Source organism: Sedimentibacter sp., from assembly GCF_038562225.1.
GTDB lineage: Bacteria > Bacillota > Clostridia > Tissierellales > Sedimentibacteraceae > Sedimentibacter.
This window is the reverse complement of record NZ_JBCFAS010000001.1, coordinates 610,907-625,342: the sequence shown is the minus strand read 5'-3', so window position 1 is coordinate 625,342 and position 14,436 is coordinate 610,907. Positions and strand designations below refer to the sequence as shown.

General features: G+C 40.0%; 16 protein-coding genes. 14 read left to right on the top strand and 2 right to left on the bottom strand.

Annotated elements, in window-relative coordinates; translation table 11 throughout:
* Positions 1–54: 54 nt before the first annotated feature.
* The 14 genes from AAGU76_RS02965 (at position 55) to AAGU76_RS02900 (ending at position 12,771) form a co-directional block, all read left to right on the top strand.
* The gene (locus AAGU76_RS02965) at positions 55–693 is read left to right on the top strand and encodes an isochorismatase family cysteine hydrolase (RefSeq protein WP_342483946.1); all 639 of its coding nucleotides are present in this window, start codon (positions 55–57) and stop codon (positions 691–693) included.
* 11 nt (positions 694–704) lie between these two features.
* Entirely contained in the window at positions 705–2,162 is a 1,458-nt protein-coding gene (locus AAGU76_RS02960) for a nicotinate phosphoribosyltransferase (protein WP_342483945.1), read from the top strand.
* A 115-nt stretch (positions 2,163–2,277) separates the two neighbouring features.
* On the top strand, positions 2,278–2,904 hold the full coding sequence (locus tag AAGU76_RS02955) for an aromatic acid exporter family protein (protein ID WP_342483944.1): 627 nt from the start codon (positions 2,278–2,280) through the stop codon (positions 2,902–2,904).
* 157 nt (positions 2,905–3,061) lie between these two features.
* Positions 3,062–3,328: a pro-sigmaK processing inhibitor BofA family protein gene (locus AAGU76_RS02950; RefSeq protein ID WP_342483943.1), complete on the top strand. Its 267-nt coding sequence runs from the start codon at positions 3,062–3,064 to the stop codon at positions 3,326–3,328.
* 375 nt (positions 3,329–3,703) lie between these two features.
* Positions 3,704–5,134, top strand: coding sequence for an aminotransferase class I/II-fold pyridoxal phosphate-dependent enzyme (locus AAGU76_RS02945; RefSeq protein ID WP_342483942.1), 1,431 nt, complete (start codon positions 3,704–3,706; stop codon positions 5,132–5,134).
* Positions 5,131–5,742: a dTMP kinase gene (gene tmk, locus AAGU76_RS02940; RefSeq protein WP_342483941.1), complete on the top strand. Its 612-nt coding sequence runs from the start codon at positions 5,131–5,133 to the stop codon at positions 5,740–5,742. The genes AAGU76_RS02945 and tmk overlap by 4 nt, the downstream gene beginning before the upstream one ends.
* A 9-nt stretch (positions 5,743–5,751) precedes the next feature.
* Positions 5,752–6,084 (top strand): cyclic-di-AMP receptor, encoded by a 333-nt coding sequence (locus AAGU76_RS02935; protein WP_342483940.1) that lies wholly within the window; start codon positions 5,752–5,754, stop codon positions 6,082–6,084.
* A 10-nt stretch (positions 6,085–6,094) separates the two neighbouring features.
* Positions 6,095–7,075, top strand: a complete 981-nt coding sequence (holB, locus tag AAGU76_RS02930) for a DNA polymerase III subunit delta' (RefSeq protein WP_342483939.1) — start codon at positions 6,095–6,097, stop codon at positions 7,073–7,075.
* Entirely contained in the window at positions 7,072–7,953 is an 882-nt protein-coding gene (locus tag AAGU76_RS02925) for a stage 0 sporulation family protein (protein ID WP_342483938.1), read from the top strand. The genes holB and AAGU76_RS02925 overlap by 4 nt, the downstream gene beginning before the upstream one ends.
* Positions 7,954–8,125: 172 nt before the next feature.
* Positions 8,126–8,296 carry a 4Fe-4S binding protein gene (locus tag AAGU76_RS02920; RefSeq protein ID WP_019228534.1) on the top strand — a complete coding sequence of 57 codons (171 nt, stop codon included), beginning with the start codon at positions 8,126–8,128 and terminating at the stop codon, positions 8,294–8,296.
* A 145-nt stretch (positions 8,297–8,441) separates the two neighbouring features.
* Positions 8,442–9,737, top strand: a complete 1,296-nt coding sequence (locus tag AAGU76_RS02915) for a DUF512 domain-containing protein (RefSeq protein WP_342483937.1) — start codon at positions 8,442–8,444, stop codon at positions 9,735–9,737.
* A gap of 12 nt (positions 9,738–9,749) precedes the next feature.
* Positions 9,750–11,084: a ribosome biogenesis GTPase Der gene (gene der / locus AAGU76_RS02910; RefSeq protein ID WP_342483936.1), complete on the top strand. Its 1,335-nt coding sequence runs from the start codon at positions 9,750–9,752 to the stop codon at positions 11,082–11,084.
* A 97-nt stretch (positions 11,085–11,181) separates the two neighbouring features.
* Positions 11,182–11,763, top strand: a complete 582-nt coding sequence (gene plsY / locus AAGU76_RS02905) for a glycerol-3-phosphate 1-O-acyltransferase PlsY (protein WP_342483935.1) — start codon at positions 11,182–11,184, stop codon at positions 11,761–11,763.
* A 9-nt stretch (positions 11,764–11,772) separates the two neighbouring features.
* Positions 11,773–12,771, top strand: a complete 999-nt coding sequence (locus AAGU76_RS02900) for an NAD(P)H-dependent glycerol-3-phosphate dehydrogenase (protein WP_342483934.1) — start codon at positions 11,773–11,775, stop codon at positions 12,769–12,771.
* Between the two features lie 145 nt (positions 12,772–12,916).
* Here AAGU76_RS02900 and AAGU76_RS02895 read toward each other — a convergent pair whose 3' ends face one another.
* Together AAGU76_RS02895 and AAGU76_RS02890 are read right to left on the bottom strand one after the other, a co-directional pair.
* Positions 12,917–13,543 carry a CatA-like O-acetyltransferase gene (locus AAGU76_RS02895; RefSeq protein WP_342483933.1) on the bottom strand — a complete coding sequence of 209 codons (627 nt, stop codon included), beginning with the start codon at positions 13,541–13,543 and terminating at the stop codon, positions 12,917–12,919.
* 75 nt (positions 13,544–13,618) lie between these two features.
* A complete protein-coding gene (locus AAGU76_RS02890) occupies positions 13,619–14,305 on the bottom strand; it encodes a FadR/GntR family transcriptional regulator (RefSeq protein WP_342484676.1) in 687 nt (228 codons plus the stop codon).
* Positions 14,306–14,436 lie beyond the last annotated feature (131 nt).

Sequence of the window (14,436 nt, the reverse complement as noted above, 5' to 3'; positions counted from 1 at the left end):
AATAAAAACTATAATGTAATTGTTATTTTTTATGATTAATAAGAGGAATGTACGATGGATACTATAAAGAAAATAGAGAACGAATTAATGGGAAAGAGCATTGAACTATCTTCTCTTGATAAGGACAAAACTGTGCTGATTGTTGTGGACATGGTAAACGGTTTCGTTTATTCGGGTCCATTGTCTTCAGACAGGGTTGCTTCGGTTGCAGCCAATATTTCAGCATTGAATGAAAAGACTTCGGGGTGCAGGAAAGTTTTCTTCCTGGACAGCCATGAGGAAGGAGCAAAGGAATTCGGAAGTTTTCCTGTCCATTGCCTGAAGGGAAGTGAGGAAGCCCGTCTCATACCTGAACTGGATACGGATTATTCAAGGGGGCCAGGCATAGTCCACATTGAGAAGAACAGCACAAACGGTTTCAACACGGAGGAATTCAGAAAGTGGCTTGATGAAAACCTTGACAAAACAGACAATTACATTGTAACCGGATGTGTGACCGACATTTGCGTGCTTCAGTTTGCGCTCAGCCTGAAAGCGTACTTCAATCAGGTTAATAAGAACAAGAGAATTGTGGTGCCTTCAAACTGTGTGGAAACATACGATGGCGGTTCCCATGACGGATACCTCATGAATTTATTTGCACTTTACAATATGCACACCAGCGGCATAGAGATAGTTGATAAAATTAACTAAGGAGAATTACAATGTATTATAATAATTTTGGGGACAGGAAATTATCTATGCTTATGGATTTTTACGAATTGACCATGGCAAACGGATATTTTTCAAACGGTATGAAAGACGATATCGTTTATTTTGACATTTTCTTCAGAAAAAATCCGGATGGTGCCGGATTTTCAATTGTGGCAGGACTTGAGCAGGTAATTCAGTACATTAAGGAACTTAAGTTCAACGACCATGACATTGAATATCTCAGAGGCAAAAACTTGTTCAGCGAAGAATTTCTCAGGTATCTGAAGGAATTTAAGTTTTCCGGCGACATATATGCCATTCCGGAAGGTACTCCCGTATTCCCCAATGAACCTCTTGTGACAGTGAGGGCTAAATCCATTGATGCCCAGCTTATTGAAACCATGCTTCTTTTGACAATAAACCACCAAAGTCTAATTGCAACCAAAGCAAACCGTGTGGTCAGGGCGGCAAATGGAAGGCCTGTAATGGAATTCGGAGCAAGAAGGAGCCAGGGTTATGACGGTGCCATTTACGGAGCAAGGGCAGCGTACATCGGCGGAGTTGTGGGAACTGCAACGACATTGGCTGATGAAGCCTTTGGAGTTCCGGCTCTTGGAACCATGGCACACTCCTGGGTGCAGATGTTTGAAAGCGAATATGAAGCTTTCAAGGTTTATGCAGAAAATTATCCGGACAGCTGCACTTTATTAATAGATACCTACAATGTAATCAAGAGCGGAATACCAAATGCCATAAGAATATCAAAGGAAATTCTGGAACCCATGGGAAAGAGACTAAAGGGCGTCAGAATTGACTCGGGCGACATAGCATACCTCAGCAAGAAATGCAGAAAAATGTTAAATGATGCAAATCTTCACGACTGCACAATTGTGGCCTCTAACAGTCTTGATGAGTTCATCATCGAGGACCTGCTGGACCAGGGAGCAAAGGTGGATTCCTTCGGGGTTGGAGAAAGGCTTATAACTGCCAAGTCAGAGCCGGTGTTCGGGTGTGTCTACAAACTTGTGGCCATTGAAAAGGACGGACAGATTATTCCAAAGATCAAGCTTTCTGAAAACGAAGAAAAGATCACAAATCCGGGATATAAAAAGGTCTGGAGGCTTTATGACAGAAAGGCCGACAATCCAATAGCAGACGTGGTGGCACTGTCACACGAAATTATTGATGATACCCAGCCATACACCATTTTCGACGAGATTCACGTCTGGAAGAAGAAAAAGGTTACAAAGTTTTATGCAAAGAACCTTCAGGTGCCTGTATTCATCAACGGTGAATGCGTGTATGAAAGCCCAAGCCTTGATGAAATAAGACACTACTGCAGGCAGGAGGTCGACAAGCTTTGGTGCGAGGTTAAAAGGTTCATAAATCCTCACTCTTACTACGTGGACCTTTCTGCGGAACTATGGAACTGCAAGCAGAATTTAATAAGCCAGTACAGCTTTAAATAAAGGGCAAAGCCCTTTTTTTTTTTGACTTAATCAGGATTTACAATTAATGCTGGACAAATTATGCAATTTTAAATAAAATATCATTACTTCACAACAATAAAAAGACGGAGGACATATGAAGGCGTATATGAATATTCCCAGGATTGGCATGCGAAACATAAAGACTGCCTTGTCGGTTTTTTTGTGTCTTTGGCTGTACCAGTTACTAGGAAGGGAAAACCCGGTGCTGGCGTGTGTGGCTGCGGTAATCTGCATGCAGAACACCATAGTCGATTCCCTGGAGAAGGGGATATCGAGAATTGCGGGTACTGTTATGGGAGGCCTTGTAGGCATATTAGTACTGTTCATTGTCAGCGATGTGTTCGTGGTCAGCGAAGACATGATGTTTTTTGTAATTCCCCTGGGAATAGTACTATTGATCGAACTGTGCGTCGTATTCAATCAGAAGCAGGCCGTTGTCATAAGCTGTGTGGTCTACCTGACCATCCTCATTTCAAAAAACAGAGATGGAGGATATGTGCTGTACACGGTCAACAGGGTGATTGACACCTGCATAGGAATATTTATTGCCCTTTTGGTCAACAAATATATTGTGATGCCCAAATGGCTGAAGAAGTATCTGGAACTTTTCAATACGGGATCATCTGTAAAACCAGAGGCAGAAAATGCTGACGCAGCCAAGGAAAAAGCTGATTACGGAACCGAGGGCTTACATGAAGGCAGAAATGAAAGAAATGATTAGATATTTGGATTAAAATGCGGGATAAAAATATATAATTTATTATTGACAACAACCTTTCATTACTGTAATGTATGTTATTGTTACAAAGCATAAAAACGTGGACGACTTCATAAAATTTATAAACATCGCATTATAATAATATGAGGAGGTTATCCGGGTGGGAGCAAATATTGGAGTGGTGCTGGCTTATTCAGCCGGCATAATGTTGATTTTCATGGTGTCTTGGTTATTTGTAAAGCCCATTAAGTTTTTAGGCAGACTATTATTGAATTCTTTATTGGGAGCATTGGTCTTGATTGTTTTCAACTATTTTGGACAATTTACGGGAGTCTGTATAGGAGTTAATGAAGCAACGGCACTGACCATAGGATTATTAGGCATTCCGGGGTTTATTGCCTTGCTGGTACTCAAAATTCTTGTTTGACTATAAACCACGTATTTTAACGTAATTCAGAAGTTTTTGTTGGACAATGTCCTGACGCTGTTATATAATATGATTGTCACGAGATGGAATTCTGGTGCAGTCATATGAACGGAAGGTGATTGTATGTGGATAGAATACATGTTACTGTTTTCTATTGCAGCGACGGTTTTTTCCATTATGGTTGTATTAACAGTTGAAACAGTGCATACTACAAAAAGAATATCTAGAAAGAGAAACAACACAATCAAATAAACTGCAAAAGCAGTTATATTATAAAAAGAGGAGATGAGCACTAATCCCAATATACAGGCGTAAATACAAATTTATGTGAGTATAAATTATTTTTTAACAAGTAATTTTAACGGGAGATTAACAATGAAGAAACTGAACATTATTTCGGGGATTAAACAGTATCGAAGCGAAGTAGATACAAATTTTCACATGCCTGGTCATAAAGGTAAAACAGGAATATTGGAAGAAATTGGCAATAATTTAAATTTTTATGACATTACAGAAACATTAGGTACAGATAATTTACATTACCCGACAGGATTTTTAAAGGATGCTATGGAATATATCAGAGAGTCCTATGGCGCCAAAAAATCATATATGGTTGTCAACGGAACATCCTGCGGAATCATATCGGCAATAATGGCATGTACTAACCCTGGAGATAAAATTCTTGTGCAGAGAGACTGCCACAAGTCTGTTTATAATGCTTGTATATTAGGAGATTTAAAATTATTTTATTTATATCCTGAATTCAATAAGAAGCATGGTTTAAACTTCAGCATAAGTCTTGAAAAGCTGGAGCAGATGTTGATAGACAACCCTGATATAAAGATGGTTGTACTGACATATCCTACTTTCTACGGAATTTGCTTTGATGTGAAAAAGGCTGCTGAAATTGCTCATAAGTATGGAAAAATACTGATGATCGACGAAGCTCACGGATCACACCTGCATTTCTGCAAGGATTTGCTTCCGCCATCAGCTGAAAGCTCAGGTGCCGACATAGTGACACAAAGCACGCACAAGACTCTGCCATGCATGACTCAGGGATCCATACTTCACATATGCTCAGATAAGGTTGATTTGAACAACATTGAGACAATGCTGAGAATGCTTCAGACAACTTCTCCTTCATACGTTCTTATGGCATCCATAGAAAATTCCGTTCATTGGATGAATGAAAACGGAGAGGAAAGACTTAAGAGAAACATCGAAGTATTCAAGAGAAGAACGCTGGAACTGAGAAACATGGGTATAAATGTATTAGAAGACGACTTCCTTATCGGAGAAGGCTGCTATGACTTTGACGCAACACGTGCGGTAATAAGCATGAGCGAGCTGGGTGTTACCGGAACGGAGCTGCAGGAAATATTAAGGTACAAATACAAGATTCAGATGGAATTTGCAGACCTTATGTACACAGTAGGCTACATCACAGCAACCGATGAACCGGAAGATATCGATAGATTGTTTGATGCTGTTAAGGAAATATATTTTGACAAGAAAAACAGCGATGAAAAAAGAGAAATTGTCCAAATAGAAGCATTCCCTCAGCTTCAGCACGAAAGAAAGATGCGAAAGGCATTCTATGCTGAAAACATGCTGGTAGATTTGGAGGATTCCATAGGTAAGACAGCTGCAGAATTCATTATCCCGTATCCGCCGGGAATACCGCTCGTATGCCCAGGAGAAATAATTGTCAAGGAAACAATCGATTATGTGAATGTAATGCTTGACAACGGAATCAATGTAAACGGCGTAGACAAAAATAAACAGTTGAGAGTTGTTAAATGATAGGAAAATTCATTGTATTAGAAGGTCCGGACGGTTCAGGAAAAAGCACAATGGCTCAAAAAATCGGCCAGTACTTTTCAGAACTGGGAAGAGAAATTGAATTTACAAGAGAACCAGGGGGAACTGACATAAGCGAAAAAATCAGGGAACTCATTCTGGACAGAAATAATACTGAAATGGACTACAGAACAGAAGCTTTGCTCTATGCTGCAGCAAGAGCGCAGCTTGTGAATGAAAAAATTATTCCTTGGCTTGAAGACGGAAAAATAGTCATAAGCGAAAGATATGTCTACTCAAGTCTGGTATACCAAGGTCTCGGAAGAGACCTTGGTATGGAGGAAATTAAGAAAATTAATGATTTCGGAACTTCAGGACTAAAACCGGACATGGTTCTGCTTCTTGACGTGGACCCAGAGAAGGCTCTTAAAAGGAAGCTTTCCATAGACGGGGGAGACAGGCTTGAAAACGAAAACATATCCTTTCACAGGGATGTTTACGAAGGTTACAAGTGTCTTTCCGATTTTTGCCCGGAAGTGAGAACAATAGACGCTGAAAGAACGATTGATGAAATTTTCCAGGAGATAAAGGACATCATAAATTCATTTTAGGAGGGTAATATGAAATTAATAACTGCCATAGTGCAAAATGATGATGCAAACAAATTGATAGCAGCTTTGCGGGAGAACGGTTTTTCATCAACCAAGATGTCGTCAACCGGCGGTTTTCTAAGCTCCGGCAACACCACAATAATATCAGTGGTTGAAGATAACAAGGTTGACGAAGAAATCGAAATTATCAGAAAAATATGCAAAGTTAAAAAGAAAATTACGGCAGCTATTCCTCCAAGTTCATTCAGCACGGTGGGCGGTTACCTGCCTCAGACCATAGAAGTCACTGTGGGAGGCGCTGTTGTGTTCGTTACTCCTATTGAAAGATTCGAAAAGATTTAAGGGGGATGAAATGCTTTACAGCCAGGTGGCAGGACAGGATGAAATAAAGACTTCTTTAATCAATTCCATAAAAAAGGGAAACATATCCCACGGTTATATTTTTGAAGGACCAAAGGGCATGGGCAAATCTGATTTGGCTTTGATATTTGCCCAGTCTTTGTTTTGCACGGATTTTAGCGGCGAGCCATGCAACAGATGCTTTAGCTGCATAAAAATGAATTCATTGAACCATCCTGACTTGCATGTGATGAATCAGGATGATGATACAATCAAAAGGGAAGACATAGAGAAAGTACTGGAATCAGTATACAAAAAGCCTTACGAGGCTGACAGGAAGGTATTCATTATCAGGGATGCCCAAAAAATGACAACACAGGCAGCCAACACATTTTTAAAAACCCTGGAGGAACCTCCGGGAGATTCTGTCATGATACTTCTTACGACAAATGTAAATCTTCTTCTTCCCACCATAGTATCCAGATGTCAGACCATCAAATTCAGAAACATCAGCAAAGAAACAATTAAAAATTATCTTGTACAAAAAATGGGAGCACAGGAAGATAAAGCAGAGCTGGCAGCAAGCTACTCAAGAGGGATTTTGAACATGGCAGTCAACATAGTAAATGGCAAGGACATGATTCTTGAGGAGCGAAAAGCGGTTATTGGACTGTTTGACAGAATTATTAAGGCAGATTCAGAAATAATATATGAAGTTGAAAGTTACTTTGAAGAAAACAAGGATAAAATAGATGAAATAATAGTAATTATGATGATTTGGATAAGGGATGTGAGCTTTGTAAAAAACAGCATGCAAAGTCTTATCATAAACAAGGATTTGACAGCCCTTGCCCAGGAGCACAGCTTAAGGCTTAAGCAGGATTCGGACATAATCGAATATCTGCAGTCTGTAAGCGATAACATAAAGAGCAATGTTAACTATAAGCTTTCCATAGATAATATGCTTTTAAAGATTCAGGAGGTCTTTAAATGATAAAAGTAGTAGGAGTCAGATTCAAGAAAGCCGGGAAGATATACTATTTCGATCCTGACAAAAAGTGGATAAACAACGGTGACTACGTGATAGTTGAAACCATCAGAGGAATAGAATACGGTCAGGTAGTTGTGGGCCCAAAGCTTGTTAAGGAAGAAGATATCGTTCAGCCTCTTAAGAAGGTTTTAAGGCTTGCAACCGAAGAAGACATAAAGCAAAACCAGGAAAACAAAGAAAAGGAAAAACAGGCATTTGAACTGTGCCTTAAGAAAATAGAAGATCACGGATTGGAAATGAAGCTAGTGGATATTGAATACACCTTTGACAATAACAAGGTTATTTTTTATTTCACGGCAGACGGCAGAATAGACTTCAGGGAATTGGTAAAGGACCTGGCTTCCATATTCAGAACGAGAATAGAATTAAGGCAGATAGGCGTCCGTGACGAAGCAAAAATGATAGGAGGCCTGGGACCTTGCGGTAGGCCCATGTGCTGTTCGTCTTTTTTAGGGGAGTTTTATCCCGTTTCAATCAAAATGGCCAAGGAGCAGAAACTGTCACTGAACCCTTCGAAAATATCGGGTATTTGTTCGAGACTCATGTGCTGCCTCAATTACGAGCACCAGGTATATGAGGAGAACATACGCCATCTCCCGGACGTTGGCGACAGGGTTGCGATTGCAGGCACAAAAAAGACAGGTATTGTAATCGACATAAATCCACTGTTCAAGACTGCAAGAGTCAACGTGACAAAGTCTGATGGAACCGTAGAAATAGAAGAATTCAAGGGCGAGGAGCTCAGGGTTGTTGAAGAAGGAGTCCTGAAGCAGAAGCACGAAGATATCAATCTGGCAGAGTTAAAAGAACTTGAAGACTAACAAAAACTCCTTACTGTTCGTTCAGTAGGGAGTCATTTATTTTGGAAATTGCAGTTTTTTGCACAAAGATGTATACTTTTTAAAATATTTAGCAAATTCAGAAAAAAGTACTTTTAAATGTGGACAATTAATGTTAAAATGTTGAATGACAATATTAGGGAGGTGAGATTCAATGGCTTACAAAATTACAGATGCATGCATCAGCTGTGGAGCATGCGAGGCAGAATGCCCAGTTGGCGCTATTTCTGCAGGTGATGACAAATATGTTATCGATGCTGCTACTTGTATTGATTGCGGAGCATGCGCTAGCGTATGTCCAGTAGAAGCTCCTCAACAGGATTAATAATAATCAAACTAAGACATAGACAAATAGGACGGTTCCGCGGAACCGTCCTATTTGTGTTTAACGCTTCATTATTCAAAAATTACATTGCAGGTAATTGAACAGTTATGTTATAATGTGCGTAGTTATAGAAAAGGATGACGAAATGAAGAATATTATAGTAAAAGTATTGAAAAATAGCATTGCTGAGGAGATGGAACTTGAGCCCGGCGATGAGCTTGTTTCTGTAAACGGCGAAAGCATCCGTGATTACATAGATTACAAATATCAGATTTCAGACGACGAGGTTGTCCTTGAGGTGAGGAAGAAGGACGGCGAAGTGTGGGAGCTTGAAATCGAGAAAGATTACGACGAAGACATAGGAATTGTTTTTGAAAATCCTCTCATGGACAACATAAAGGTTTGTTCAAACAAATGCATTTTTTGCTTTATCGACCAGATGCCAAGAGGCATGCGCAAGTCTTTGTACCTTAAGGATGACGACACAAGGCTTTCATTTTTGTACGGGAATTTCATCACGCTCACAAACCTTACGGAAGATGAAATCGATAGAATCGTCAGGTACAGGATAAGCCCCATAAAGGTTTCGGTGCACACGACGGATTCAGAGCTTCGCAAGTACATGATGGGAAACCACAAAGACATTGACATCGTTGAATATCTTAAGAAGCTTATAGATGCAGGAATCACCGTGGATTGCCAGATAGTGCTGGTTAGAGACGTCAATGACAAGGAGCAGCTTGACAAGACCATCAGGGACCTTTCTTCGCTGCATCCGGGGCTTCGAAGCGTTGCTGTGGTTCCGGTAGGACTTACCAAGTTTCGAAAGAATCTTGCTGATCTGAAGCCATTTGACAAGGAAAGCGCAGGTGCGGTGGTATCCCAGGTTACAAAGCTTCAAAAGGAGCTTCTTGAAAAACTGGGAACAAGATTTATTTTCATAGCCGATGAGTTTTACATTCAAAGCGAAACAGATTTTCCGTCCTATGAGGATTACGAGGAATTCGACCAACTTGAAAACGGCATTGGCATGTGCAGGCTATTCAGGCATCAGGTGGAAGAGGAGCTTGAAAAGATTGGAAAAAGAAAGACGGCATTTGATGAAGTCACATTTGTCACCGGCGTTGCTGCTTACGAGCTCATTGACGACATAGCTGGAATGATTATGAGCAAAATGCCCATCAAAATAAATACGGTAAAGATAATAAACAACTTTTTCGGGGACAAAATAACCGTATCGGGACTTACTACAGGAAAAGACATAATTGAACAGCTTAAGGGAAAAGGCTTGAAGAACATAATTCTGCCAAGGAATATGATAAACGACAACCTTGTAATGCTTGACGACATGACTGCCCAGGATTTGGAGAAGGAACTGAATACAAGAGTACAGGTGTGCGAAACTGACGGTAAAGCACTTATAGACCTGATCACCAGATAAACGGAGGAAAAAATGGCAAGACCCATAGTAACCATAGTAGGCAGACCGAATGTCGGAAAGTCTACGCTTTTTAACAGAATAGCCGGCAAGAGAATATCCATAACAGAAGATACGCCGGGAGTAACAAGAGACAGAATTTATGCTGAGTGCGAATGGCTGGATAATTATTTCACCCTTATAGATACAGGAGGAATTGAACCTAACACAACCGACACCATTTTTGCCCAAATGAGGCTTCAGGCTGAAATAGCCATTGATATGGCCGATGTGGTGCTGTTCATGGTGGACGGCAAAGAAGGTGTCACGGCAGCTGATGCTGAAGTTGCCCAGATGCTTCGAAAGGCAAAAAAGGAAATAATTCTTGTAGTGAACAAGATGGATAAGTTTGTTAACAGCAACAACATATACGAGTTTTACAACCTTGGACTGGGAGAACCAGTTTCAATTTCTTCATCGGAAGCACTGGGAATAGGAGATCTTCTTGATCTGGTTATAGAAAAATTTGACGAAAAACTTGACACTGCAGAGGATGACGACAGCATAAAGATTGCCGTAATAGGAAAACCTAATGCAGGCAAGTCTTCAATCATAAACAGAATAATCGGCGAGCAGAGGGTTATAGTCAGCGATATACCGGGTACGACCAGAGACGCGATAGATACCAAGTTTGAAAGAAACGGACAGAAGTATACCATTATAGATACAGCCGGCATAAGAAAAAAGAGCAGGGTCAGCGAAACCGTGGAGAAGTACAGCGTGCTGAGAGCTTTCACGGCGGTGGAAAGAGCCGACATCTGCATTCTGGTCATAGATGCGGACAAAGGCGTTACAGATCAGGATGTGAGGATTGCAGGATATTCACACGACAACAACAAGGGAATGATAATCGTTGTAAACAAGTGGGACCTTCTGGAAAAGGACAACAAGACCTTCAACGAATACCAGGAGGAAATCAGAAAGAACCTTGCCTATGCAACATATGCGCCCATACTGACCGTATCGGCTCTCACCGGACAAAGGGTCAACAAGATACTTGACACTGTGGATGAAGTATTCGGCTTCAGAAACCTTAGAGTTTCCACGGGAGTGCTGAATGACATCATAACAGAGGCTGTTCTCATGAACCAGCCAAGAACCGTGCGCGGCAAGAGGCTTAAAATTTATTACGGTACCCAGGTGGCTGTCAATCCGCCTAAATTCCTTATTTTCGTAAATGACAGCACCATAGTGCACTTTTCATATGTCAGGTATCTGGAGAACAGAATAAGAGAGTCCTTCGAGTACATGGGCACTCCAATAGTCATCGAGTTCAGAAGCAAGGGTGAGCAGGGAAGCAGCAGTAACTAAGAGTTAAAAGTGAAGAATGAAGAATTAAATGTAAAATGAGTTGAAATAATTGCAATGTCATCCTCAGGGATGGCATTGCCACTCTTTAGAGGTGCTTATGAAATACTTATTAATTGCAATAATAGCTTATTTACTAGGAGATATTTCTTTTGCCTACATTCTAGGAAAAATTTTCACAAAAAAAGACGTTCGCGACTATGGAAGCGGGAATGCCGGAGCTACAAACGCTTTAAGAGCATTCGGGAAGAAAATAGGTGCCATGGTTTTTGCGGGAGATGTGCTTAAGGGAGTACTGGCAGTAATCATCGGCAGAGCCATAGCCGGAGTTAACGGCAGCTATCTGGCCGGAGCCTGCGTTATAATCGGACATAACTGGCCGGTGTTTTTAAAATTCAAGGGAGGAAAGGGCGTTGCCACCACCATTGGTGTTATGGCTGTCATAAGTCCCCTCGTTACCACGGTTTGTTTTGTATTGGGAATATTGGCAATTGCTTTAACCAGAACCGTCTCTCTGGGTTCCATATTGGGAATGGCGCTTGCTCCTGCTGCAGCAGGAATCTTTGTAAAGCCATTTGACATGCCGCTGTTCGTTTTTTGCCTGTTCATAGGCAGTATGTCCATTTACAGGCATAAGGATAACATAAAACGACTATTAAGAGGCAAGGAAAACAAATTTTAGGAGAAAATCATGAAGAAGAAAATTACACTGCTTGGCGGAGGAAGCTGGGGAACAGCCCTTTCAAAGCTACTTTCAGAAAACGGCCATGAAGTCACAGTATGGCTAAGGGACGAAAATCAATGCATTGAACTTCGAAATGAAAGAGTTAACAAAAAATATATGCCTGATGTCAAGCTGCCCGATGATATCGTGTTCACATGGGACATAAATGAAGCCGTAAAAGATGCCGAGTACATTTTGATAGTAACACCTACACAAAAAATCAGGTCTGTTTTGAGGCAGATTAAGCCAGAACTCAAGACAGGCAGGATAATCATCAATGCATCAAAGGGAATTGAAATCGGAACCATGAGCCTGGTTTCGGACATTGTTGAGGAGGAAACAGAAAACTGTATTTTTGCAGACCTTACCGGTCCCACCATAGCCAAGGAGGTTGTGGCTAAAATGCCCACAGCCATAACAGTGGCATGCAAGGAAAAAAAGGTTGCAGAAGAAATTCAGGATATGTTTATGACATCATACTTCAGAGTGTATACAAACGATGATGTGATTGGAGCTGAAATAGGAGGAGCGCTGAAAAACATCATAGCACTGGGAGCCGGAATATCCGACGGCATCGGATACGGTGACAACGCAAAGGCAGCTCTCATGAACAGGGGCATTGTCGAGATTGCCCGGCTGGGTACAGCCATGGGAGCAGATGTGAAGACATTTTTCGGTCTTTCGGGAATAGGGGACCTGATGGTCACCTGCATGAGCAAGTTCTCAAGAAACTGGAATGCCGGATATCTTATCGGACAGGGACTTTCAAAGGATGATGCCGTGAAAAAAGTAGGAATGGTTGTAGAAGGAATCTCAACCACCTATGCAGTTTACGAACTGGCAGAAAAACTGGGTGTTGACATGCCCATAGTCAGCGCCATGTACGAAGTGCTGGAAAACAATGCGGATGTAAAGGAAACGGTCAACAAGCTCATGCTGAGAGACAAGAAGGAAGAAAAGCTTTAAAGAGCAATTAATAGTTAAGAGTTAAGAATTAAGAATTGATGTGAGGATTTGCCTTTTGGGCAAATCCTTTATTTTAATTCTTACTCTTCACTCTTCATTCAGATTTAATATGGCAGAAATCGCAGAAATTAAATTTTTAGAGCTATCATGCTTTGTTCAAATACTCTTGCAGTGATGATACAAGTTTTCCGATATGTATTCCATCTACAAAAGAATGATGTACCTGAACAGAGAATGGAAGAATTACTTTTTCATACCGATAAAAGTATTTTCCCCAATCAAACAAGGGAGTTGCGTTATCTCTTTTTCCTGAATTGGTATGTGAAATGTGAGTATAGGATACCCATGGAAAAGGAGAAAATTGAAAAACATCGTTTCCAAGAGGTCCGGTAAAATACTCGTTTTGATTTTCAGCGGTTTCTTTGGCTGTTTTAACATACTCATCAAAATCATCAATCATCTTTACATTTACAACTTTAAATAATTCTTTTTCAGGATTCAGATATGTAAAGGCTGTATCAATCTTATCATACAATACAACCCGTCCGTCAACAAAGCGGTATCGAAATTCTTCAATCTCATTGGCACATTTGGATACAGCATAAATAAACGCCATGGAAAATGAGCAGTTTTTTGACTTTATTTTCGCCAAAAAATTTGTAATATCCAGTTCAAGACTAACACAGTATGAAGGTTCAATGCTATTTCTAAAAACCTGACAGTGTATTGCTCGTTTCCATGTTTGCATATCTACAATATGATAAGTTCCCATATTTTTATATATCCTTTCATTACATGTTTTTTATACCATGAAGGCCGTATGATGTCGAGGGTTGGCATCAGTCTATCAATTTCTTGATATTCCGAAATTATCCATAGCACGTATTATGTGTAGTTTCATAGCTGCTTTGGCTCCATCTGCATCTCTGTTTTTCAAATACTCCATTATGGAGCGATGATCCACTAAAGTATCATCATTAATTTTACATTGCTCTTTTGACAATATGACTCCTTTATAGATGCCTTGACTTATAATCGGCATTAATCTATTGACAAATTCGTTATGAGATGCTTTTGATATTAAGTTATGAAACATTTGTTCTTCATCTGTTCGATCTTCACCATTTAAAATTTTCTGTTCATTTAACTCACCATAATACAATATTTTCTCAATTTCCTTTTCTGTGGCTCTTTTTGCGGCTAAATAAGCTATTTCAGGTTCTATAATCAGTCTGATTTCCATCAAGTCTCTTAAGCCGATTCTTGCCGCCATCGAATTATTTAAACAAAAATCTTCATTTATATTTTCTCTGAAAGTTACGTAAGTACCTTTGCCTCTTCTGATTTCAAGAATATTATTTGCAATTAATATTTTTATAGCTTCTCTTAAAGTTGTCCTGCTCACTTTAAGTTCGGTAGAAAGATCATTTTCATTTGGCAATTTATCGCCTGGTAAATATTTATTATCTACAGTTATCATTTTAAATATTTTTTCAGCAGTCTGTTCGGATAAACTTTTATCTTGCAATATAATCCAATCCTCCTATAAGAAATCTCAAATATATAATACCTTCTTTTAAGACATAATACAAGAGAAAATATATAATTTATGTTATGTTTTATGAAATATAGGGAAAGTATACGATTGCCTGTTGACATAATACA